The sequence below is a fragment of the Flavobacterium arcticum genome (assembly GCF_003344925.1).
Taxonomy (GTDB): Bacteria; Bacteroidota; Bacteroidia; order Flavobacteriales; family Flavobacteriaceae; genus Flavobacterium; species Flavobacterium arcticum.
In genome coordinates this window covers 241,510-267,188 of the sequence record NZ_CP031188.1, presented here as the reverse complement: position 1 = coordinate 267,188, position 25,679 = coordinate 241,510, and the positions used below count along the sequence as shown (strand labels likewise).

Below are 25,679 nucleotides of genomic sequence, written 5' to 3'. Positions count from 1 at the left end.
CACAAATTTATTATGGGGAATACACTACATTATTTCACTTCTTGGATAACACGGGGAAAGACCCTGTTTTACCTCCTGTTTCTTTTCGGGATAACCTCCGCACAGGCACAAAGTATTGTTACAGGGGTTGTGTCTGACAATAGTGGTATGACTATACCGGGGGTAAACGTTACGGTAAAGGGTACAGCTACGGTTGTGTCTACTGATATTGAGGGTAAATACTCCATCAGCACAGCTACTGATGCTACTCTTGTTTATACGTTTATTGGTTTTTCTACTCAGGAAATAGCAGTAAATGGAAGAGCGATTATAAATGTAACTCTTGCCGAAAATGTAGAAGTTCTAGACGAGGTAGTCGTAATAGGTTATGGGACTCAAAGGAAAGACGATGTAAACAGTGCGGTATCTACAATACGTACTAAAGATATAGAGAATCTAAAACAAACTACTGTAGACCAAATGATACAGGGTAAAGCAGCAGGTGTTTCTGTTAGTAATAACTCAGGACAGCCAGGCGGAGCAGTATCTATAAGGGTTCGTGGTACTACTTCTATATCGGGTACTAATGAGCCACTTTATATTATTGATGGCGTGCCTGTATCTGGTGATGCTACTGGGAAATCGATGAGTGGGAGACCAATGGCAAGTGACGGGTTTGATTCTAGTGGAGGAGCAGGTAACAATGCTGTGAGCCCGCTTTCTATGATAAATCCTAACGATATTCAGTCTATAGACATTCTTAAAGATGCCTCGGCAACTGCTATTTATGGTTCTAGAGGTGCTAATGGGGTTATTATTATAACAACTAAGTCGGGTAAAAAAGGCGATGGAAAATTACGTTATGAAGGGTATACCTCTGCACAGAGTATTTATAAAAAGTTAGATGTAATGAACTTGCGTCAGTATGCTCAGTATCAAAATGAGTTGAGCTTGCTTTTTGGAGTCGGAGAAGATCAACTTCGACCTGAATTTGCTAATCCTGAATTATTAGGTAATGGTACTGACTGGCAAGATGAAGTATATAGAACGGCAGTCTCTACAAGTCACCAGCTTTCATTTTCAGGAGGTAGCGAAACTACATCATACTATCTTTCTGGAGGTTTTCTAGATCAAGAAGGTGTATTGCTAGGTTCTGGTTATAAGAGGTATACAACACGTTTAAATCTTGACTCTAAAGTTAAAGACTGGTTAAAGGTTGGTGCTAATATGAATGCAGGTATTACTAATGAAAAACTAACGGTAAACCAAAGTTTTCAGGGAGTTATAGCTAATACTTTACTACAAGCACCTGATATACCAGTAAGAAATGCAGATGGTTCTTTTGCCGGGCCTGAGGATACTAGTCAAAATGTAAACTACTTTAATCCTGTGGCTGAGGTACTTTCTAAAGATAATAAGTTAGTAAGAAAGAACTTTTTAGGTAATGTTTTTGCAGAAGCAGAAATAATAAAAGGATTAAAATATAGAGTAGAGCTTGGTGCTAATACGGAGTTTTCTGAACATACTGATTTTACACCATCATACAATTGGGGAGCACAAACAAACACTTCTGCCGACCTTATTGAAAGAAGACAAAACTGGTACTCTATTAACTTTAAAAATTTACTTACTTATGATAGAACAATCAATAAACATAAGTTTACAGTACTTGTAGGGCAGGAAGCTAATGATAGCCACTGGGAAGGTATAACGGCTACAGCAACAGGTTTTCAAACAAACTCTGTGTACGGACTTAACCTTGCAGACCCTTCGCAAAGTAAAGTAACAAGTTACCAAGGTAGTGCTGCTCTATACTCTTTCTTTGGTCGTATTATTTATGATTTTGATAATAAGTACGGATTATCTGCTTCATATCGTGGTGACCGTTCTTCTAAATTTGACCCTACTACTGATAATCAATGGGGGTATTTTCCATCAGTAGCAGTATCATGGAAATTATCTAACGAAGACTTTATGGAAGGTACTCGTAAATATATAGATAATATTAAATTCAGGCTTGGTTATGGAGAAACAGGTAATCAGCAAATCCCGAATAATCAATATAGCGCACTTTTAGCACAGCAAAACTCAAGTATTGGTTCAGGATTCTTACCTTCAAACTTCCCAAATCCTAATTTGACTTGGGAGTCTATGAAGCAAACCAATCTTGGTATCGATTTTACCGTTTTAGATTCACGTCTTGCAGTTAATCTTGATTTTTATAAGAAAGTATCAGAAGATTTCTTGTTTCAGGTACCATTCCCTGATTATCTTACAGGTGGCGGAGGTCAGTACGGCGGTCAAGATGCCCCCTACTCTAACATTGGTGAGATGGAAAACAAAGGGGTTGATATCACATTAAACTATAGAACAAAAGGCACAGGTGATTTTTCTTGGAATTCCACCCTTGTTGTTTCAAAATATAAAAATGAATTAACAGCAATACAGGACGGCTTAAACCTAGTACAATCTACAAATATTAATGGATATATATCGTATGATGTGACTAATACTGAAGTTGGTTCGCCAATCGGAATGTTTTATGGATATATAGCAGAAGGAATATTTAACGATATAGATGATTTGAATAGTGCTCCAATACAATTTGGAAATAGTGTAGGTCAGGCTGCTGGACAAACTTATCTAGGAGATGTTAAGTATAAGGATGTTAATGAGGATGGTGTTATAGATGCTAATGACAGAACATTTATTGGTAACCCACACCCTGACTTTACCTTTGGTTTTACGAATAACTTTAAGTATAAGAATTTTGACCTTTCTATATTCGTGCAAGGATCTTACGGTAATGACCTTATGAACCTAACAAAAAGAAATGGCACTGCAAATTCAGGTTTATACCAAAATGCTTTAGCAGATGCGATGAATTATTGGACTCCTGATAACACAGATACTAATATACCAAGACCGGTAGCAAGTGTAAGTGCAGCAAATAATCAAATATCTACTCGTTATATAGAAGACGGTTCGTATCTAAGAATACAAAACCTAACACTAGGATATAGCTTACCAAGCGAACTTATATCTAAAGCAAAGATGTCGAGAGTAAGAGTTTACGGAAGTGTACAAAACTTACTTACACTAACAAACTATAGTGGTTATGATCCAGAAGTAGGTTCGTTTAACCAAAACCAGCTGCTAACAGGTATTGATAACGGAAGATACCCTACACCAAGAACATATTCAGTTGGTATCAATGTAGAATTTTAAAAAATAAAAAAAATGAAAATGAATAAATTCCTTTACACATATAAAGTGCTAACATTGGTACTAATATGTACAGTTTTTACCTCATGCTCCGAAGATTTTACTGATCGACCACCAGAAGATCAGATTAGCTTAGATAATTATTACACTTCTAATGCACAAGTAGAGTCAGCTACAAATGGTATGTATTCTCGTACATGGTTTCAGTTCAACAACAAGTTTTTCTATGCCGTTGCCGAAGTAGGTTCGGGTAATATGTACACTAATTCTAGTGATGTGAACGCCATGCGTAACTTTTCAATTAATGGTAGTGATGGTGAGCTTGCAAACGGATGGCGCTCACTTTGGGCAAACGTAGGTCAGGCAAACTCTATTATCAATTTCCTTTCAGACCGTGTTAGTGGTGATATAGATCCAGAAATACTAGATAATACAATTGGTGAGGCTTATTTTATGAGAGCTACAGCCTATTTTTACTTAGTAAGGCTTTGGGGAGATGTACCTATTATAGAAAACAATCTTGATTTTGTTGATAATCCTATAATCAATAAGAATAGGATAGAAGACATATATCAGTTAATAGAAAGTGATTACCAAAAAGCAACTGAATTACTGTATGATAAAGTAAGAACAGCTAACTATTCGACTAATAAGCGTGTGTCTAAAGGATCGGCAAAAGCAATGCTCGCAAAAGTGTACCTGTATGAGAAAAAATATACAGAGGCTAGACAAATGGCAGAGCAGGTTATAAACAGTAACGAATTTAAGTTACTAGGAGGCGATCAACTTCCTGCCAAATCATTTGGAGATTTATTTACCTATCCTAATAATGATAACGAAGAGTCAATATTTGCATTAGAATGGATAACAGACGGTAACTATGGTTCTGCTAATAACTGTAATACACAGTTTGGTATAAGTAATGCCTTGGTAACTACATCTAATGCTAGTTATGGTGGTGTGTTTGCTCCTTCTCAAGACGTTCTTGACCTTTATGAAGCAGGTGATGTAAGACGAAAATCAACCATTATGCTTCCAGGTGATGAATACCCTAATATAAAAGTATTATTAGACGGTGCAACTACTCCGGCTGTAGGATTTACAGTACCAGCTGCTGAAGATATTGGTGGGCAAGGTGCAGGCGCAGCTATTAAAAAATACTGTATTGGTATAGTAAATGGTGATCAAACTGGAAGTGTAGATGCATGGGCAATGATGGAAAATAATACTTATATAATGCGTTATGCAGATTTATTACTTATTCATGCCGAAGCTATTATGGCAGGAGGTGGTAGTACATCTGATGCTGCTGCACTAGCATCATTTAATGCAGTAAGAACAAGAGCAGGATTAGCTGCGGTTACCAATATTACATTTGATGAGTTATTTACAGAAAGAAGACGTGAGCTTTGCTTTGAAGGTGATTATTGGTTTGACTTAGGTAGATTACCAAGAGCACAAGCAATAGCTATTATGGGGGCACAAAACAGAGGTAATATGTTTACTGCTGAATATTTTACGCCTGATGAGTCTGATTTTTACTTACCATACCCTGATAATGATGTGGCTAAAAATCCTTTATTACTAGAACCACCCGTACCATATACATTTGAATAATTTTTAAAAAATTAATTAGTATGAAAAAATTTAAATTAAAAGCAATATTGGGTGTACTTACGGTATTCGCAATAGCATTATTTGCATCATGTAGTGATGATGATGCAGCAACGGGTGGACAACCTGTTATAGAGAGTGTTAGTCTTGCTCAAAACGATTCTCTTGTAGGGCAGGGGTATGCTAACAACATGTACATTGTTAGGGGTAAAGGTTTTACTGGAACTCAAAAAATATATTTTAATGAGACCGATACTTATTTTAACCCAACACTAGTTACAGATGAAGTGATTTTAGTAACTATTGATAGAGATACACCTTATGCAGATACTGTTGATGAACTAAAAGTAGTTACAGATGGAGGTACAGCGATATATAATTTTGTAGTAGCGCCACCAGCACCAGAGGTTTTAAGTTTTAACCCTGTAAATGCTGCCGAAGGTGAAGAAATTACGATTTACGGATCATACTTTTTAGATCCTGTAGTAACTGTTGGAGAAGTAGAGGCACAAATAGTTTCTAGTACCTTAACCGAAATTGTTGCTATAATGCCAGCAGATTCGAATTTAAAGTATTTAACAGTAACAACTATTTCTGGAGATTCACAATGGGGTACTGCTGTAGGAACAGCAATTTATGATGATGCTTTTTATGCACCATGGGATATAGAAGAATGGAATAACCATGAGTATATAACTGACTTGGCTAAAGCAGCTCAGGGAACAACATTTATCAAGAAAGAGATATCAGGCTGGGATAATATACAAGGAAATTGGGGTTGGGATGATCAGATTTCGCAATATTCAGGTATTCATTTCTCAGTTCGTTCTGATGATGCTGGTAAACTAGTACTTATTTTTAATGGTAACAACTGGGGAGATGATAACTTTTCTTTTGAAACAGGTACTGAGTGGGTAGACTACACTTTTACTTGGGAAGAACTAGGCGGTATGCCAGAAGCGTTGCAAAATATTTCATTCCAAGAATTTAGTGGCGAAGCCCATAACTACTATTTTGATAATATAGGGTTTACAGTAGCCGAATAATAAATTTAAATCTTAAACTTTATAAAGTTGTTTTTTGTATAACATTCCCTAGACTTTTAGTTCGGGGAATGTTTTTACTGTTAACTACATAAAATTTGAGTAACAAGTACACATGAAAAAAATTATAAGTACTCTTTTTTGCATAATTCCTATAATTGCTGTTTTAGCACAGGGTAATGTTTATAAACAAGAACCAACAAAGTTTGAAGGGCTTGCCATGACACCACCTATGGGCTGGAATTCATGGAATACTTTTGAAACACATATAGATGAAAAATTGGTAAAAGAAACTGCTGATATAATGGTAGCCTCTGGTATGAAAGATGCAGGGTATACTTACATAGTATTAGATGATGGATGGATGACCCGCGAAAGAGATATTGATGGTAATTTAGTACCTGATCCTGAGAAATTCCCTAACGGAATGAAAGCGCTTATAGATTATGTACACTCAAAAGGGTTAAAGTTTGGCTTATACAACTGTGCAGGTACAAAAACCTGTGCCGGATATCCTGGTACTCGTGGATATGAATATCAAGATGCACGATTTTATGCTTCACTAGGTATAGATTTTCTTAAATATGACTGGTGTAATACTGAGGGTATAACAGCAAAAGAAGCATATACTACAATGAGTAATGCATTAAAAAAAGCAGGAAAGCCTATTGTTTTTAGTCTTTGTGAATGGGGAGATAACGACCCGTGGGAGTGGGCTGAGCCTGTAGGTAACCTTTGGAGGATATCTGGCGATATATACCCTTGTTTTGATTGTGAGTACAAGCATCCAGAAAATTGGTCGTCTTGGGGTTTTATGAAAATTGTAGAGATGCGAAAAGGCATCCGCAAGTATTCGGGACCCGACCATTGGAATGATTTTGATATGCTTGAAGTAGGTAATGGTATGACTGCTGCCGAAGATCGTTCGCACTTTACCATGTGGAGTCTTATGGCTTCTCCGCTTATTGCAGGAAATGATTTCAGAAGCATGAGCGAAGAAACATTGAGTATTCTTACCAATAAAGATATGATAGCCATTAATCAGGATAAACTAGGCATACAAGGTTTTAAATACTCTGCTGAAGATGGTATCGAAGTTTGGGTAAAACCTTTAAGTGATGGTGATTGGGCTGTAACGTTCCTGAACCGCAGCGATGCCGAAAAGAAAATAAATTTTGATTGGGCAAAACATATCATAAAAGACGATTTAAGCGGTCTTACTGCCGATTTTAGTAATATAGCTTATACTATTAAAAATATTTGGAAAAATAAAAAAGCGAGTACTACTAAAAAAGCATTTAAAGACAAAATAGCTTCTCATGATGTAGTAGCTCTTAGACTTACAAAAAAGAAATAATTATGTTACAACTTTTTAAAATAACCTTTGCTGTACTATTGCTTACAGCTATCGGGTATGCACAGCCTGTAAAAGAGCATGGGCAACTAGGTGTAAAAGGCACACAACTGGTAGATAGAAATGGAGAGCATGTAATGTTGCGTGGCATGAGTTTTGGATGGCATAATTTCTGGCCAAGATTTTATAACAAGCAAGCAGTACAATGGTTAAAAGATGATTGGAATGTAAATGTTGTGCGTGCTGCAATGGGTGTTGATGCAGATGATAAATGCTATAATAGTAGTCCTAAAGATAGTAAGGCTAAAATAAAAACTGTAGTTGATGGTGCTATTGAAAGTGGTATTTATGTGATTATCGATTTTCATAGCCATAATATAAACCTGAAAGAAGCTAAAACCTTTTTTGATGAAATGTCAAAAGAGTACGGCGATACACCCAATGTTATCTACGAAGTTTTTAATGAACCTAACGATGAAAGCTGGGCAGATGTAAAAGCCTATAGTGAAGAGGTAATAAAAGTAATTCGTAAAAACGACCCTAATAATATAATATTAGTAGGTTGCCCACATTGGGATCAGGATATTAACCTGCCTGCCGAAGACCCTATTATAGGTTTTGATAATTTAATGTACACCGTACACTTTTATGCAGCTACCCATGGTAAATACCTTCGCGACCGTACTGATGCCGCACTGGCAAAAGGATTACCTGTATTTATATCAGAAAGTGCAGGTATGGAAGCTACAGGCGACGGACCACTAGACGAAGCAGAATGGGACAACTGGGTAAACTGGATGGAAGATAGAGGACTGAGCTGGATAACATGGTCAGTATCTGATAAAGATGAGACGTGTAGCGTACTCAAAAAATCGGCTAAGTCTATTGGGAATTGGAAAGATAAAGATATTAAAGAGAGCGGCTTAAAAACCCGTGCTTACTTAAGAAAATTGAATAAATAGATTAAGTTGAGTTAGTTTTGTAATTTTGGGCGGAACCCTGTACGAATGCGTACGGGGTTTCTTTTTGTATATAACATAAGTTCTTTGGTTGTATGAGATAAGTAGAGGTAAAAGGGACTGGCTCAAAAAGTGTCATTCTAAACGAAGTACAATGAGGTTAATAGTTTCAATTATTTGACAACTAATAGGTTGTTGGTTTGTCAAAATAATAGTAATAAAAAAAAGCATTGAATAATAATATCCAATGCTTTTCAAAATAAAATAGATGTATGAAAAAAATTACCTCAATTTAAAAGTTGTTTCTTGTACGTTGTTAGAACTTGTCCCTACAAATACTTTGAATGTACCTGACTCTACAAGATACTCTCCTTCGTTATTATAAAAACCAAGTTCTTTATCGGTTAATGTAAAGGTTACGGCTTTGGTTTCTCCTTTCTTAAGCGAAACCATTTCAAAGCCTTTCAGTTCTTTTACAGGGCGCGACAGGCTGGCTGCAATATCTCTTATATAAAGTTGTACTACCTCTTTACCATCATAGTTACCTGTGTTGGTAATGTCAACGCTTACTTTTACAGGTTCTCCTTTACTGTATTCTTTCTTATCAAGTTGTATAATGCCATACTTAAAAGTAGTATAACTAAGCCCATGACCAAAAGCAAATAGAGGTGTTTTCTCCACATCGCTATAATGTGACCAAAATACATTGTTATCACTATTTATAGGGCGTCCTGTGCTATGTTGGTTATAGTAGATAGGTACTTGCCCCACATTACGCGGAAAACTCATAGGGAGCTTACCACTTGGGTTATAATCGCCATACAGTACTTGTGCTACTGCATTACCGGTTTGTGTACCCAATTGCCATGCCTCTACAATGGTAGGGATGTTTTCGGCTGCCCAAGGCAGCGCTAACGGACGACCGTTGTTTAATACCAAAACAACATTTGGATTTACTTTATATATTTCTTCTAATAGTTCTTGTTGTAATCCCGGTAGGTCAAGGTTAGTACGGCTACGCCCTTCACCACTCTGGAAACCGTGCTCGCCCAGTACCATAACTACTACATCTGCCTCCTTAGCTGCTTTTTTAGCAGCTTCAAAACCACTTCTGTCTGTAGTATTAAATACTAACTCATCAAGAAAAGTAGTTTTGCCTACCGTTAAATCAGCACCTTTTTCATATACCAGCTCGTTACCTTTGTATTGTTGCATTCCTTCTAATACCGATACTGCGGTATTATCATCAGAGGCTATTCTCCAGCTGCCTAACGGGCTTGTTTTATCATCGGCTAAAGCACCAATAAGTGCAATTTTTTGCCCTTTCTTTTTAAGTGGTAATAATTGATTTTCGTTTTTAAGTAATACAATAGATTTTTTAGCCATATCCAAAACGGACTCGTTATTGGCTTTGCTACCAATAGTGGCTTTTTCACGCTTCTCGTCGCAATATTTGTATGGGTCGTCAAATAATCCTAACTCATACTTAACACGCAGTATGCGGCGTACAGCATCATCTACTAAAGCAATATCGACCTTACCTTCGTATACCAGTTTTACTAATTCGGCAATGTAAAGATGCGATTCCATGTCCATATCAGAACCTGCTTTTACCGCTTTAAGTGTAGCTTCGGCGCCGTCTTCGGCATAGCCGTGTGCTATCATTTCTCTGATAGATGCCCAGTCGCTTATTACAAAACCATCAAAACCCCATTTACCTTTTAATATGTCACGCTGTAAAAAACTGTTGCCTGTTGCAGGCACACCATTAAGTATATTAAAAGCGTTCATAAAAGTACGCACACCAGCATCTTTAGCTGCTTTAAATGGTGGCATTACAGTATTGTATAATGTGGCATTACTAATATCTACAGTGTTATAATCACGACCTGCTTCGGCAAAACCATAAGCGGCAAAGTGTTTGGCACAGGCAGCAATAGTAAGAGGAGAGCCTAAATCACTACGGTTACTACCCTGAAAACCTTTAACACGGGCTTCGGCTACTTTACTACCCAAAAATGGGTCTTCGCCTGCACCTTCCATAACGCGCCCCCAGCGGGCATCACGAGATATATCTACATTAGGACCAAATGTCCAGTTAATTCCGCTTGCAGCAGCTTCTGAGGCTGCTGTGGTGGCAGAGTTTTGTATCGCTCCCATATCCCAGCTTGCAGCTTCGGCAAGGGGTATAGGGCTTAATGTTTTATAGCCATGTATTACATCAAAACCAATGATAAGCGGAATGCCCAATCGGGTTTCTTCAACCGCAATTTTTTGTACGGCACGTACTTCTTTTACACCACGCACGGTAAGCATAGAGCCTACCCAGCCTTTGCGAAGATGCTCATATTTTAAGGCAGCATTACCCTCTTTTGGCGATGGTCCTGTTACATCCCAAAAGCCATTATACTGATTCATTTGCCCTACTTTTTCTTCAAGGGTCATTTTAGCTAAGAGCGCATCTACTTTTTGCTCTATTTCCTGTTCTTTATTCATTGGTTTGTTTTTTTGTGCCTGTGCCGAACCTAGGGTTAGCATAGCCAACAATAAAAATGTTTGTTTCATGTGTTTATTTTATTTGTGCCATAAAAGATGAGGCAGGTAAACCTGCTTTATTGAAAAGGTCAGCCTGTGCTACGTTATGCCATGCAAAGCGTATCTTTTTAGGTGTTTTTACTTCTTTAGAAGATACAATTATAGTATCGCCTTTTAGTTTAGCTTTTGCAGGATGAAAAACACCATCTTCGCCAGCTACTTCAAAAAGTGTTACTTTTTTGTTTTTAGTATGTAAGCCTTCATTATTTTTAAAATGAACCGTTATTTTTTTACCATTTGCAGTAGCACTTTCGAATAAAGGACTACTAACAATACCTTTATCTTTTTTATAATTTTTGCTCAACGCTAAATTAGCCAAGCGTTCTCCTACAGGTTTTTTATTGCGAGGGTGTATGTCTTCATTAGTACTTACGTCGCTTATAACTACCATTCCAGTATTGGTAGATTCATTTAGTAAACGGCGTTGTGCATCGCGCACAATTACACCTTGATATTCGCCACCTTCATATTTAAAAGGAGCTATTTGCACATAGTAAAAAGAGAAATCATCTGCCCAAGCAGTACGCCAAGACTCTATTAGTCCGCCCAGCGTTTTGTTATATACTGCTGAATTTGCGTTAGTTTCGCCTTGATACCATAACACACCTGCAATTTTAAAGCCTGCCAGAGGGGCTATCATAGCATTATAGGTACGTCCTGGTTTAGTAGGGCACCACTCTGATTCCTGAGGTATTTTTGTGGCAGCTTCTGCCAATATATGGTCATTTGCTATATAATTGGCAGGTATCCATACTTCGGCTGCCGTTGCTCCCCAACTGGAGTTGATAACTCCAATGGGTACATTTTTTAAATCTTCGCTTAGCGTTTTAGCAAAAAAGTAACCTACTGCACTAAAATATTGCATGGTTTCGGGCGTACATACCTGCCAGTTTCCTTTAACGTCAAGTTGAGGATATTCACTACTCATTTTACCCACCGTAAAGAGGCGTATGTTAGGGTAATTGGCAGCAGCAATTTCGGCTTCGGCATTGTCGAGTCCAGCACTGGCTGTCCACTCCATATTCGATTGTCCCGAGCATAACCAAACTTCGCCAAGCATTACATTATTTAATGTTACTTGGTTATATCCTTTTATGTTGATTGTATAAGGACCTCCGGCCTTGGTAGTAGGTATTTCTATTTCCCAATAGGCTTCATTATTGCCGGTAGTAGTGTAGGTATCTTTAATCCAGCTTGCTGTTAATGTAATTTCTTCTTTTGGGTTTGCCCAACCCCATATTTTTACGGTGGTATTGCGTTGCAATACCATGTTATCTGCAAAAAAAGCGGGCAAGGTTATATTTGCCATAGCATTACCTGTTATAAGCAGGGTAATTATTGCAAATAGGTATAAACTATTATTCTTCATTCAAAGTGTTTTTTAGGTAAGGTACAAGCTGCGATGCCATAATAGCATGATCATTGATATCTGGGTGATAACCACAACCATGTGGAGTAACTGAATTAAAATGGAATATTTTAATCGCTTTGTACTCTTTATCATCTTTAAAAGCGTCTTTTACACGGTTAAGGCATTTACGGAAAGTGTCCAGTTTTTCGCCGTTTACCATTGGGCTGTCCAGTAATACTATTTGTGTATCAGGATTATGGCTGTACAGCATTTTTACAAATACGATATAATTGTTTACATACTTATCTTCATTAAAAGGTAAACGGGGTTTTGTGCCATCACCATCAGAAAAATCGTTTGTACCCAGCGCTATACAAGTAACATCAGGGTTAAAACTAAAGTCGTAAGGTTTTGTGTTTTCTCTGTTTAAGTATAGGTTTTCATATACATCGGGCATAATTGCCTCATCTTTATGTTCATCGTTCCAGTTACGGTACATACCAATACCCGAAACAGAACTCAGCATATAATCAACATCGAGCTTTCGCGACGCGACAGGGCCATAGGCAAAGTAAGCGTTATGCTGATCATACCATTCGGCTGTATCGCAGGGAATCTCTTCAGTATCGTTCCCCATACCACAGGTAATAGAGTCGCCTATAAACTCTATTTTTTTCTTAGTGACTACTTGGGTTGCCATAAGTTTGGCATCAGCACCCGAAAAAATAATATTGCCGTTAGCTGCTTCTGTAGCTTTATAAACAGTTAGTGTATGACTGTCGTTGTCGTTACTTTTTACAGTCACGGGGTAGGTTCCTGCTCCGTTTTCTATGCGCTGTCTACCAATATATTTGCCATCGAGTACCAATGAAATATAATTGTGATGTTCAAAAGTATCTTGAGCCTCTAAGTGTAAGATACATTGCTCTCCGCTAAAGCTAAATGATACTGATGAGGCTGAACCGATAAGTATGATTTTATCGTCTTGTTTCTCTATTCGACCTTTTACAACATAGGTTTCTTTTTCTGAGTTATCTTTTTCAATACAAGCTATAGCTATAGCAGATGCTAAGAAAAGAAATGTGATTTTTTTAAAATAATGCATTTTGTGTAGTTAAAAAAGTAAATGTACTTAAAAACGAAGTTTACGCTTTGTATTATAATGTCAAAAAACGATATGATTTTTAGTTTAAATTATAACATATTTCTATTGTTAAACAAAAAAGCAGGAGATACTAATTAGTATCTCCTGCTTTTTATTATGTTTTTCTTTTTTTAAATAAAACCGTTGCTTTCAGCATGGTTATCAGTACGTGTTATGTTTCTTCCATCCCGTACAGGTGTTGCTTTACTGTGTAATGAATGATGTTGATGGCGATTGTGATATACATCATCTTTTACAATCTGTTTCGGAAAGGTTGCAAGTTCGTTTGGATTAACGATTGCAGGATCTTCATATGGCATTATATCGCCATAATAATTTTGCATTGCATTGCTGTTTAATGGTAACCCATTATTAGAAGTAATTTCACCCATAATCTTTTGATTTTGAATTAACTAAAGTTAGTGTTTTTTTATTGTTTAACCTAATTTTTACATTTAAAATTAGAGAGTTAAGAATATTTATATAATTGTTTGACGTATATAATTGACTATTGATCTTCTCTTTCCTGTATTTCATCGAAAATAAAAGTCTTTTAAACGTTTTTTTAGGGTTTTATTTATTATTTGAATTATGCTGTTTTACATTTGTCTCAATATCAAACATTTATAATAATGAATAAATTTTATCTACTTTTAGCGACCATGTTATTTTTTGTATCTTGTTCTACCGATGATACAATTCTAACAGAAGAGCAAAATATATTAACTGCAAATGATACTGAAGCATCCTATCAAATGAGGTTAGGTAAAAATTCAGACGACAGTTGCTTTAATTTTGTTTCAGGTACGTTAAGTATAGATATGTCTGGCGGACTTAACAATCAAGTTCTTAATTTTGGATTAAAAGCTATTGACTTAAATAAGCCTAATAAACCTTATGTAGTAGAAGTTCATCTTCAGCCTATAGACGACTGTGAAGATTTAAATAGTGATATTGGGAGTCCTACCATTATAGCATTGCCAAATGTTATAACAAGCGCTACTAATATTCCTGCAATAGAAGTTAACCCATCGCAGCTACCATCAGTATGTTTTAAATGGAAAGTTGTAATTCATACAGCAAAAGGATATTATCCTTCTTGCTCGTCATCATCCGATTGGTATGATGCGCCTGTACTATAAATTTTTAGTTTTTTAGTAGTTTAAAAACCACCATTAATTCGGTGGTTTTTGTTTTTTATTGTACTTTTAAATAATAAGAAGTTATTAATTAAAAGCATACATGAAAAATTTAATATTGTTTTTATCTGTCTTGTTGTTTTCTTGCACTGCAGATAATGGGAAATATATAAAAATAATAGGCGAACTAGACAAAGACGAAACTTCGGGTATAGAATATGTAGAAGGTAGTAAATGGCTTTGGACTATTGAAGATAGTGGGAATAAAAATAAGATTTACGGATTAGGGAAAGATGGTAAAACAGAACATGCTATTACTATAAAAAATGCCGAAAATGTAGACTGGGAAGATATTACATCTGATAAAGAAGGAAACCTGTATATAGGCGATTTTGGTAATAATGATAATGATAGGGAAGACCTAGTTATTTATAAAGTTAACAGTAATGACCTAGAAAAAAAAGAAGCTGTTGCAGACTATAAAATTTCGTTTTATTACCCTGAACAGGATAAATTTCCTCCGAAAAAATCAAAACGCTTTTATGATGTAGAAGCCTTCTTTGAGCTAAATAGTAGTTTCTACCTTTTTACTAAAAACAGGAGCGCTCGTTTTGACGGTAGCTTTAGTATATATAAAGTGCCTAATGTTGCGGGCAACCATAAGGCAGAGTTACTCGCTACTCTTAATAGTTGTGATGTGTACAGGAAATGTGCTATAACCGCAGCAGATGTTAGTCCTGACGGTACAACAGCCGTATTATTATCTGGAGATAAGATATGGTTACTAGAGGGGTTTGCCGAAAAAGGTTTTAGTCAAGACATGATGCAAGAATATAAAATAGATCATTACTCCCAAAAAGAGGGTATTTGTTTTACAGATGATGATACCTTGCTCATAGTTGATGAAAAACATAAAAAAAACGAAGCTTTTTTATATAAGTTAAAAATATCTGACTTAAAGTCCAAATTGTAATCCAAAAGCAACTCGTCCTCCATCAGTACCATGAAAGTAAAACACTTTTGCAGTAATGGTATCTACGCCATTTAACCAAAAACCACCACCAACGCTTTGGTGCCATTTGTCAGAATCTTCATTGTCAATCCATACACGACCATAATCATACCCTCCAAAAAAGCCATAGGTCATTGGTATAAAACTGCTTTTCCATTGCCCTACAGTAAGCCTTAAATCAGAGCTATGATATGCCGATTGTTTTCCTGTATAACGTTCTCGTCTATAGCCTCTAAGGTCAGTACCACCACCTAAAGTAGCTGCTTGGTATATCTCGAAGTTATTGTTAAATAAAATTTTTGCTTTTGCTCTCGAAACAAATACAAGTCGATCATCGGAGGTTATTTTGTGTACAAAGTCTATAAATGCTTCTGTTCTGGCAAAGTTTCTTTCAAACTGGTCAAGGCTTGCTGTCCAGTTTAATGATAATGAAAATGCCATGCCTAGTGCAGGAAGTGAAGGGCGATCATAATTTTCGTAACCGTATTTAGCGTTTACACTTCCATATTGTCGGTGTTCAAATAAACTTTCAGATACAACTCCAGGTTCATTTATAAAGCGCCCGTTAGACTCTTCAATTTCTATGGTTTCAAAAACCGACTGAAACGCTATGGTACTGCCATTTCTAGTATTTTTAAATATTGATGGTGCTACACTAAAGTTTTGCAGTTTGACTCTATTATAATCTAATCCAAGATCATCATCATTATTAGATACTTCATTACCGTACCCAAAATAGTTAATACTATAGGTTGGGCTAGTAAACCTCGCGTCAAGCCCAATGTTCCATTCACTAGCAACGTTTACAAATACTCCTTTATACTGTAACTCAAAACCGGTAGTTGCAAAAAAGTAATCTGCCTGAAATGAGTGTTTTTGTGAGTAGGGTCTTCTATTAAAATTGTTTATAGTATAGTTAAGTTGTGCACCTAGTTTTAAACCATCATCGGGGTTATATCCTGCTGAGGGGTACCCTGCAAAAACATTATAATAAGGTTTATGCATATCATAACTGTTAGTCTCATATTCATCAGTTAATACAAGTCTTGTTTTTTTATCTGCATTAAAAGTGTTTTCTTTGCTTTTAAAATCATGAATAGTAATTTTTTTGCCATTCTCTATAGTATATATATCATGGTTTTGACCGCCTAAGAGTCTAATTTGTATAGGTTTTTCTGGTTTTCCTTTCACTTCAAACTCATCATCATCATCTAACCCATATATCCATATTTCTTTTGTTTTCTTTCTATTGTATGAGTGCGAATGCATTAATGTTTGTTTATCTTTTTTCAGGCTATAGACCTCTATTTTTGTTTCTCCTTTTGGTAAGCGGGTTATTACAAACTTTTCTTTATCATCAGTACCAGTAAGTATTACTGTTTTTAGTAGTACGTTATGATATTCTATAGCATACTTTTGTAAGTTATCCCTTCTTGCTTTAAAATTCATTTTAATATTTTCCAGAGTGCCGTCCTGTACTTCTTTTGGTAAACCTTTAAAAGCAGCGTCTATAGCTTCGTTAGTAAGTTTGGCTTGTAAAATATCGGCCTCTTCAATCCATACCTTTACTGTTGCATTACTTGTTAAGGCTAGGTCAAGCGGATAAGCTTCTCGATTCATCCATTTTACATTACTTATGTGGTCTTTATAGCTTTGCATATGGCGCAAGGCGGGTATATTCATTACTATAGATAGTAGTGTACCGTCATATATACTAAAGGCTTGGTCATGGTCGCGCGGAATGGGTTTATATAATGTCGAGTTTTCATCCTTAAATTTTGCCCATCGCCATTGGTCTTCATGCCTGTCCCAGTCACCTATAAGCATATCAAAAAGTCTTGCTCTTATATAAGCCCGTTCATCAACGGTATATTTCTTATCTTTTCTTAAATCTTCTAGCATCTTGTCTGTGCCTTCAATATCATCGGGCTTACCAAAACTTGCTAGATTATAATGTTCTTTGCCAGGGTGTTCTTCTATCATATATAGCTCATCGCCATAGTCTTTATTATACTTTACAAGACTATCTTGTTTAGGTACATAATACAGCTTTGGGTTGGTGTGATATATACCTGCGGTTTCTGCTAAATCATCTAATATAAAGGGGGTATAAGGATGTGCTGTGGTATAAAAATCTAAAAGAAAACTCTCTGCAAAAGTATTTTCGAAAGAGTTACCCATGTATTTTGTTTTAAAAGCCACCGATTGTAAAAATCGAGTAGCGCTTTTTTTAAGTCCACGCATTACAAACTCTTTACCATTTTTATCTGCTAGTCGTAATGACTTCGATTGATGCCCGCCGCCTGCTTTAACAGGTGTAAGTCCTCCGTATAGTGTGTCTACCATTACTGTATTTACAGTAAGTAACTCACTATAATAAGACCTGTAATGCTCCCCGAAAAAGAAACGATAAACACTACTTTTTTTAGTCATCTCTGGAGTATATATAGATTTTTTTACTGTTGCAGGAAAACTATTAGGATATTTTTCGATCAGTGTCTTTGGCTTTAAATCAATACTGGTTTCAAAAAGTTCCCTTTCTCCATCAATAGAAGTAGCAAAGTATTTTACTGTTGCTTTTCCATTTTTGAAAAAATCGAGTACTGCATAGCCCGTACCGCCATATGAAAAATCGTTAGGATATATGGCTCGTGCTGCTTCTACTTTAGAGCCAGAACCACTTATTATTTGATGGATATTATCGTGACTAATATATTGAAGGTTGTGGTCGTGACCCGATGCCACTATAATATTGTTTTTCCCTTGTATAAGGGTTTTTATACGATTTACTAGAGTGCTGTATATTTTGTTTTGCCTATCCTGAGAGCTTAATCCTGATGTTTTTCGAGCAAGGTTTATAAAAGACCCTAGTATAGGTAAAGGGACGTTGTTTTCTAATGGGAATAGTTGTTTTTTTAATGAAAATTGCCCTCCGTGCGACCCGTTACTCATTAAAGGGTGATGTATAGCAAGTAAAATTAGTTTTTCTTGATTATCATTAATTATGTCCTCTAATTCTACAAACATAGCTTCGCGCGTTTTTATATCGCAATCATCGTTTATAGTAGGGTACTTGTTCCAGTTCTCTATATACCACTGGCTATCTATGGCTATAAGTGTTATGCTGTCGTTTATTTCAATATCATATATTCCGCAGCCTTTACCAGGTATAAACGATTTGTTGTCATCCAGTTTCTCCTCTATATAATCATTTTCTCTTTCTAGCCCTTCTAGCCCGTAATACCAGTCGTGATTACCAGGTATAAAATAGGTTTTACCTTTAAAGTTTTTTGAGATTTTTATTTGGTTATCAAGACTATTTTCGGCTTTTTTGCGTTCTTCTTTTTTTTCTTTTGGAGGCATACCTAGTGGGTATATATTATCGCCTAAGTATAGTAAAGAGGTGTTTTTACCTTCGGTACTTAGTTTTTTACTTACAGTATTAAGTAAAGCTTGTGCACTTGGTTTTTCGGCATATCCGGCATCACCTATAAGATAAAAACGATGTTGTAGTGTTGAGTCTGTTATTACAGTATTAATATCTCTGTTATTTACAGCTTTACCATATTGAGGGTGGTTTGTAGCACATGATATGAGTAAAAGGCTTATACAAAAAACTATTATGTACTTATTTGCCGTAGTAATATTATAAACCCAAAAGAATTTCATAATTTGGTATAGTTAAATTTTGTATAATGATTATTGTTAAAAAAGCCGAAGATTTCGTATTCAATTTATTCAAAGATAAACTATCTTCGGATTATATTTATCATAATTTTAATCATACTTTACGTGTTGTTAATGCAGTAATAGTATTAGCTAGTAAAGAAAATGTTGATGAGGTAAATACCGAAATACTACTTGTAGCAGCATGGCTTCATGATGTAGGTTATGTAAAAGACGAAAAGGACCATGAAGAGGTAAGCTGTACTATTGCAGATGAATTTTTAAAGAAACAAGGTTATCCCCCTGAAAAAATAACATTGGTGTGTAACCTTATACGTGCTACAAAAATTGGGATAGAACCTAAAACACTATTAGAAAGCATTATTAAAGATGCTGATTGCTCTCATTTTGCTAATGAAAATTATATTGACTTGGCAGAGTTGTTGCGTGAAGAATGGCGCATTACTCATAAAAAAGAGTTTACTGACTTAGAGTGGGCTATGGCGAACAGAGATATACTGATGTACAAACATCGTTTTTATTCTGATTATGCAAAACGAGAGTTACAGCCTATGAAAGAACATAACATAGTTATTTTACAAGCTGCTATAAAAGATTTACAAAGCCCTAAGAAGAAAAAAGTATCTAAAAATAAAATAAATAAAAAGAAACTAGAGCAATTATCACGACCTGATAGAGGTATAGATACTATGTTTCGAGTAACGCTTAGTAATCATACACGGCTTAGCGATATAGCCGATAGTAAGGCTAATATTATGATATCTGTCAATGCTATTATAATTTCGATAGCATTAACTACGCTTATACCTAAGCTTGATAGTCCTAATAATGTACACCTTATTATACCTACCTTAGTACTATTATTATTTAGTGTAACCTCTATAATTTTTGCAATTTTATCTACTAGACCCAAAGTTACCGAGGGTACATTTACTAGAGAAGATATAGATAATAGAAAAGTAAACCTGTTGTTTTTTGGTAATTTTTATAAGATGCCATTAACAGAGTATAGCTGGGCAGTAAACGAAATGATGAAGGATAGAAAATATCTATACGACTCGATGATAAAAGACCTTTACTACTTAGGTTTAGTGCTTAACAGGAAATATAAATTACTACGTATAACTTATAATATTTTTATGATAGGTATTCTCGTTTCGGTAGCCGTATTTATATATGCCTTTAGCCGTATTTAACAATTATTTATTTATCTCAACATCTGCTAATTCTTTAAGTAAATCATCATAACTATAAGTTGTTTCAGATGTTTTTTCTAGGCTATATATTAGAGAGATTCGCAAGGCTTTAAGTCCTGTAACGCCTTGTAAATCTTCTACTTCAAACTGTTCTATAGCGGTGTCAACAAGGTTTCGGTGTTGTAAAAATTTTATATAGCGCCTGTATTCTATTTCTTCTTGTTTTTGCGAATATACAATAGTGATTTTGCCTTTTTCTGTAATACGTTCATTAGTGCCTTTTATATTCGATTTGTCTATACGTTTTTTTACTACCTCATAGCGTGCGTTATAAGTACCGTCTACATCAAAACGTTTTTCGTCCATCCTGAAACGTATAGATATAGGTGAACTAAAGACTAATATTAGTGAAGTTACATCAAGCTGATATGGTAATATAGGGTTTAACTTGTAGTATTCATTCTCCATTTCGCACATGGCTTGTAGTTGCCATAGCCTTAAATTTTCGAGATATAAAGGGTTATAAGGTTGCTTTGGTGCTATAGAGGCACCTATGTAAAGGTTGTGCTCTACACCATCTGTTTTAAAACGCTCGTAATAGTGCGGATAGAATTTTTGTGCTTCTATTTGTTTTTTGTCCAGTACCTCAGCAAGATGTTTGTTTATTATAGAAAGCGCTTCGTCAAAGTTTTTCCTACTATCATATACCATTTTAACCTTACCATCTAAGGTTTTAAAATAGTTGTCAATATGCTGGTGTATTTCTGGTTTTACAGAGTCGAAATGTTCTAATAGTGGGTGTACTTCTAGTTTTATATAGTTTTGTATTATAGCTTCAGAGTCGGCTTGAAGTCCATCTTTTATTTTATCTTCCATGTTTTCAAGTTCATAAATATGCTGCTCCATAAGCGGCAATTTTTCAATCTTAAAAATATAACGGAAAAGAGATAGTAATCGTTCTATTTGTTTTACAAGATCTTGCTCTGTAGACTCGTTTCGAGCGGTAGAAGAACCTTTAACGTCTATTTGTCCATAAAGCGGATAGATTTCTTTAAAAACAATTTCTTTATAAGTACTGTTTTTATCGTTCCCGTTGTTTATGTGGCGTAATGCTTCTTCACGAAACTTCCAGTAAACACTATGGTGTATTGCTGTATATTCTTTTTGAATAATTGCGTCTACTTGGTTTTGCAACTCAGAGTAGTAGCTATCTATCTTGTCTGTAAGAAAAGGTAATATATAAGCCAGCTTGTTAGCATTAATACTATTGAGCTCGCCTGGTCTAGAAGATACTAGCTCTATGATACCCATAAGGGTGTCATTTTTTATAAGCGGAGCTAATATGCAACTTTTTATACCTTGTGAGAGTAAATGCTCTGCAAAACCTATATCGCCATTATTATTGCATATATAATTTTCTACATCAGATATTACAAAATAACTATGGTCTTCAATAATTTTTTTTAATGAGTTACCACAAAAAACAGCACTACAGTTTATTTCGGTACCATCTTTTAATATATAACTTTCAATACCATCAAAAGGAGCAACTTTAAAAATATTATCTTCAATATTTGCTTCTGTAAACCCAATTTTTAAATCGGGAATTTTATATATAGATCGAAATATGTCTTGCTGATTTCCTTTCATATTGTCTTTATCAAGGTCATCTGCTTTAAGTAAGTTGCTTTTTAAGTTAGAGATAGCGCTCTCTATAGTAGCATCAAAAAACGATACAATACCAAAACCTTTTAATGTCCAGCTTTTTTCAGGAAACTTTTCTTTCCATAACTCAAGGTTACTAAAGTTATCCATTAATAACTTTACATCTTCTTTTGTTATTTTCACCGATTTTTCGGTAGGTAAAATTTCAACAAAATCAGCATTATATAAAATTCTGTAATGTTTCATAATGCCTTCGGCATCTGGAATGTCATAAAAAAGAGGTCTATTAAAATCAAAATGATAACCATAATAGCTATTAAGAATAAGACAGCATCCCATTATATAAAACTCATGATCATTAAAGTCTCTTATACTCATATCGAAATCCGTTCCGGCATTATCCATAATGCTACGTAGTCTTTCGGTATAATTAAAAGTAATATTATAAAAAGGTATTGTCGCGGCTTTAATTTCATTTTTGGTAAGCGCAGTAGGAAAAAGATCTGCTAATAAATTTTGTATTAACACTTTGTGCTTGTCAAGTTCTTTCGGATCGGTGATACCTTCACGTAGCTCAGGGAAAGGCTCTGTATGGCGGAGTAATGCTTTTGCATAGTCAGATCTATAATCAATATCCGACGCAGCAATTTCTTCAAGATTTTCTAAAACCTTATGAAAAGAAATTTTTATGTTAAATGGGCTGCTTTCAAAGTGCTCTATATCATTCATGGTAGTCCTACTTCTAAGTGTACAAAGTTACAAAATATATACGATTACAACTTGTAAATGTTACCAGTAAGCTTGTATGTTTAACGTTGTGTTATGACATATTGTTCGTTTTTATTAATATTTACTGTTATGTAATTACACCCTTAGTCTGAATTTATAATTTATTGAATGATTTAATTCTTAATAGATGAGTATTAGCAATTAAGAAACTTTTTTAAATTTTATTTTTGGCTCTTTTTATAATCATCATACAATTCTATATTTAATTGTCAACATGACAATTGTCATATTTTATCATTTCATACTATCGCACCTTTGTATTAGGTAAATGAGCAGATACTATGGATACTAAAAATTGTTTCCATTGTGGGTTAAATATAGATGTTAAAGAAGAAATTATTTTTGACGAAAAGTCGTTTTGTTGTAACGGTTGTAAAACTGTATATGAAATATTTAGTACCAACGGACTTTCTTGTTATTATGATTTTGAAAATGCACCTGGAGCAACTCCACAGGATATAAAAGGCAAATATGATTTTCTTGATAACGAAGCTATAGCAGCAAAACTTCTTGATTTTAAAGAAGAGGACACTCATATAGCTACCTTATACATTCCGCATATACATTGTAGTTCTTGTATATGGATACTCGAAAATTTAAATCAACTTCAAGAGGGAGTAAGCAGTTCTCAGGTAAATTTTTCTAAGAAAAAAGTACGCATTGTATTTAACCCCAATCAAATTACATTAAAAGCTATAGTTCATGTACTAAGTTCCATTGGTTATGAACCTTATATAAGCCTTGAAAATTATGAAGGTAAAAAGAAAGATGTTAACCGCGAACTTACATACAAATTAGGTGTAGCATTTTTTTGCTTTGGTAATGTAATGTTACTTTCTTTTCCTGAATATTTTGATGTAGATGATTTTTGGCTAGATAAATATAAAGGCTTTTTCCGTTGGCTTATTTTCGGACTATCATTACCGTCATTCCTGTATGCTGCGAGTGGCTATTATGTTTCTGCATGGAAAAGTATCCGTTCTGGAATGCTTAATATAGATGTACCTATAGCGTTAGGGCTTATAGTAATGTTTATAAGGAGTACCGTTGATATTGTTTTTGGTTACGGGCAAGGTTTTTTTGATAGCCTTACAGGGCTGGTGTTCTTTATGCTACTAGGAAGACTGTTTCAACAAAAAACATATAATTTCCTCTCATTCGAGCGTGATTTTAAATCATATTTCCCTATTGCAGTAACTAAAATTACCGCTGATAAAGAAGAGGTTTCATGCCCTGTATATGATATTGAGAAAGGCGATAGACTACTTATTCGTAATCAGGAGTTGATACCTGTAGATGGTATATTAATAAGCGAAGAAACTGCTATTGACTACAGTTTTGTAACGGGCGAAGCTATACCGATAAGTAAAAAATCGGGCGATAAGATATTTGCAGGTGGTAGGCAAACGGGTAAAGTTATAGAAATGGAAGTACTAAGCTCGGTATCTCAAAGCTACCTCACACAATTGTGGAGTAACGATGTGTTTGCCAAAAAAGACAATCATACCTATAAAACCCTTACCGATACTATTAGCAGATATTTTACCCCTGCTATACTTACATTAGCAATAGCTACTTTTTTATACTGGATTTTTATAGATGTAAATACTGCTTTTACTGTATTTACGGCAGTGCTTATTGTGGCATGCCCCTGTGCATTAGCACTAAGTGCACCTTTTACTTTGGGTAATGTGTTACGTATTATGGGTAAGCGAAAGCTGTACTTAAAAAACGCCACTGTAATAGAACAAATGGCAAAAATAGACACTCTTGTTTTCGATAAAACAGGCACTATTACTACTAATAAAAAATCATTAATAGTTTTTGAAGGTTCGCCGCTTAACGATATGGAGTTCATAGCACTTAAAAACTTATTGCGAGGTTCTAATCACCCTTTAAGTAGACGACTCTATGACTTTTTGCCAGCACAAAGTATAATACTTGTTCATGATTTTGAAGAGATAACAGGACAAGGTATACAGGGCAGAGTAGGAGATTATTTTATAAAAATAGGATCGGCTCATTTTGTGGGGCAAGATTTAGCGCCATCATTTCAAACTAATGTACACATTGCTATAAATGGTAGTTATAAAGGCAAATATGTATTTAATAACCAATATCGTGAAGGTCTTGAAACACTTTTCGAAACACTAAGTAAAAACTATAAGCTAAAAATATTATCGGGAGATAATGAAGGAGAACGAGAAGCATTAACAAAGTTACTGCCAATAGGGACAGAGTTGATTTTTAACCAAAAACCCGAAGATAAGCTTGTTTTTATAGAAAACCTGCAACAACAAGGTAGTAATGTAATGATGATAGGCGATGGGCTTAACGATGCTGGAGCACTGGCACAAAGTGATGTAGGGATTTCTATTTCAGAGAATGTAAATGTTTTCTCTCCTGCCTGCGATGGCATACTCGATGCAGGAGAGTTTAGTAACCTGAGTTATTTTCTGGATTACTCTAAAAAAGCAGTAAAAACCATCAAAATGAGTTTTGCACTTTCACTACTGTATAATGCTGTGGGGCTATCTTTTGCAGTGGCCGGGAAGCTATCGCCGCTTGCAGCAGCTATACTTATGCCGCTTAGTACCATTACCATAGTGAGCTTTGTAACGGTGACCAGTAATTATTATGCAAAAAAGTGTAAAAAAGCAGTATAGAAACCTGAAGTATGACAAATATCATATTTTAAGAAGCAGGGCTGAAGTAGCTTTGTTAACATAAATTTAGTAAGGTATGAGCGTAATCTATTTATTAATTTCCATCAGTATCGTAGTGGCTGTTGGTTTTTTGTTAGCCTTTATAAAGGCTGTAAAAAGCGGACAGTATGACGATGACTATACCCCTTCCGTCAGAATGCTTTTTGACGATGAATTAAAGAAAACAAAAACAAAAACCAAAATTAAATAACGACACATATT

Annotated in this window: 16 protein-coding genes; 10 read left to right on the top strand and 6 right to left on the bottom strand. The window is 35.3% G+C overall.

Going from position 1 to position 25,679, the window contains the following annotated elements; translation table 11 throughout:
• Positions 1-12 precede the first annotated feature (12 nt).
• From DVK85_RS01150 to DVK85_RS01130, 5 genes are all read left to right on the top strand, one after another.
• Positions 13-3,207 carry a SusC/RagA family TonB-linked outer membrane protein gene (locus DVK85_RS01150; protein ID WP_114676673.1) on the top strand — a complete coding sequence of 1,065 codons (3,195 nt, stop codon included), beginning with the start codon at positions 13-15 and terminating at the stop codon, positions 3,205-3,207.
• Positions 3,208-3,219: 12 nt separating this feature from the next.
• Complete coding sequence (locus DVK85_RS01145) at positions 3,220-4,821, top strand: RagB/SusD family nutrient uptake outer membrane protein (protein ID WP_114676672.1); 1,602 nt, start codon at positions 3,220-3,222, stop codon at positions 4,819-4,821.
• 20 nt (positions 4,822-4,841) lie between these two features.
• Entirely contained in the window at positions 4,842-5,864 is a 1,023-nt protein-coding gene (locus DVK85_RS01140; RefSeq protein ID WP_114676671.1) for an IPT/TIG domain-containing protein, read from the top strand.
• A gap of 112 nt (positions 5,865-5,976) precedes the next feature.
• Positions 5,977-7,218 (top strand): glycoside hydrolase family 27 protein, encoded by a 1,242-nt coding sequence (locus DVK85_RS01135; RefSeq protein WP_114676670.1) that lies wholly within the window; start codon positions 5,977-5,979, stop codon positions 7,216-7,218.
• A gap of 2 nt (positions 7,219-7,220) precedes the next feature.
• Positions 7,221-8,177, top strand: a complete 957-nt coding sequence (locus DVK85_RS01130) for a glycoside hydrolase family 5 protein (RefSeq protein ID WP_114676669.1) — start codon at positions 7,221-7,223, stop codon at positions 8,175-8,177.
• A gap of 279 nt (positions 8,178-8,456) precedes the next feature.
• Here DVK85_RS01130 and bglX read toward each other — a convergent pair whose 3' ends face one another.
• The 4 genes from bglX to DVK85_RS01110 form a co-directional block, all read right to left on the bottom strand.
• Positions 8,457-10,739 (bottom strand): beta-glucosidase BglX, encoded by a 2,283-nt coding sequence (gene bglX, locus DVK85_RS01125; RefSeq protein WP_114676668.1) that lies wholly within the window; start codon positions 10,737-10,739, stop codon positions 8,457-8,459.
• Positions 10,740-10,743: 4 nt separating this feature from the next.
• Positions 10,744-12,138, bottom strand: a complete 1,395-nt coding sequence (locus DVK85_RS01120; protein WP_114676667.1) for a sialate O-acetylesterase — start codon at positions 12,136-12,138, stop codon at positions 10,744-10,746.
• Complete coding sequence (locus DVK85_RS01115; protein ID WP_114676666.1) at positions 12,128-13,225, bottom strand: SGNH/GDSL hydrolase family protein; 1,098 nt, start codon at positions 13,223-13,225, stop codon at positions 12,128-12,130. The genes DVK85_RS01120 and DVK85_RS01115 overlap by 11 nt, the downstream gene beginning before the upstream one ends.
• Before the next feature lie 170 nt (positions 13,226-13,395).
• Entirely contained in the window at positions 13,396-13,656 is a 261-nt protein-coding gene (locus DVK85_RS01110; RefSeq protein WP_114676665.1) for a hypothetical protein, read from the bottom strand.
• Positions 13,657-13,896: 240 nt separating this feature from the next.
• Between DVK85_RS01110 and DVK85_RS01105 the strand changes: the two genes are divergently transcribed.
• Positions 13,897-14,406 (top strand): hypothetical protein, encoded by a 510-nt coding sequence (locus tag DVK85_RS01105; protein ID WP_114676664.1) that lies wholly within the window; start codon positions 13,897-13,899, stop codon positions 14,404-14,406.
• A gap of 100 nt (positions 14,407-14,506) precedes the next feature.
• Complete coding sequence (locus tag DVK85_RS01100) at positions 14,507-15,376, top strand: hypothetical protein (protein WP_114676663.1); 870 nt, start codon at positions 14,507-14,509, stop codon at positions 15,374-15,376.
• On the opposite strand, the gene DVK85_RS01095 is transcribed toward DVK85_RS01100, so the two are convergent.
• On the bottom strand, positions 15,359-19,084 hold the full coding sequence (locus tag DVK85_RS01095) for a metallophosphoesterase (RefSeq protein WP_114676662.1): 3,726 nt from the start codon (positions 19,082-19,084) through the stop codon (positions 15,359-15,361). The two genes, DVK85_RS01100 and DVK85_RS01095, sit on opposite strands and share 18 nt — an antisense overlap.
• A 26-nt stretch (positions 19,085-19,110) precedes the next feature.
• Here DVK85_RS01095 and DVK85_RS01090 point away from each other — a divergent pair, with 26 nt between their 5' ends.
• Positions 19,111-20,298 carry a Pycsar system effector family protein gene (locus tag DVK85_RS01090; protein ID WP_114676661.1) on the top strand — a complete coding sequence of 396 codons (1,188 nt, stop codon included), beginning with the start codon at positions 19,111-19,113 and terminating at the stop codon, positions 20,296-20,298.
• A gap of 3 nt (positions 20,299-20,301) precedes the next feature.
• Here the strand turns inward: DVK85_RS01090 and DVK85_RS01085 are convergent, their stop codons facing one another.
• On the bottom strand, positions 20,302-22,692 hold the full coding sequence (locus tag DVK85_RS01085; protein WP_114676660.1) for a GAF domain-containing protein: 2,391 nt from the start codon (positions 22,690-22,692) through the stop codon (positions 20,302-20,304).
• A gap of 341 nt (positions 22,693-23,033) precedes the next feature.
• On the opposite strand from DVK85_RS01085, the gene DVK85_RS01080 reads away from it, so the two are divergent.
• The gene (locus DVK85_RS01080; protein WP_114676659.1) at positions 23,034-25,418 is read left to right on the top strand and encodes a heavy metal translocating P-type ATPase; all 2,385 of its coding nucleotides are present in this window, start codon (positions 23,034-23,036) and stop codon (positions 25,416-25,418) included.
• Positions 25,419-25,494: 76 nt separating this feature from the next.
• On the top strand, positions 25,495-25,668 hold the full coding sequence (gene ccoS, locus DVK85_RS01075; protein WP_114676658.1) for a cbb3-type cytochrome oxidase assembly protein CcoS: 174 nt from the start codon (positions 25,495-25,497) through the stop codon (positions 25,666-25,668).
• Positions 25,669-25,679 lie beyond the last annotated feature (11 nt).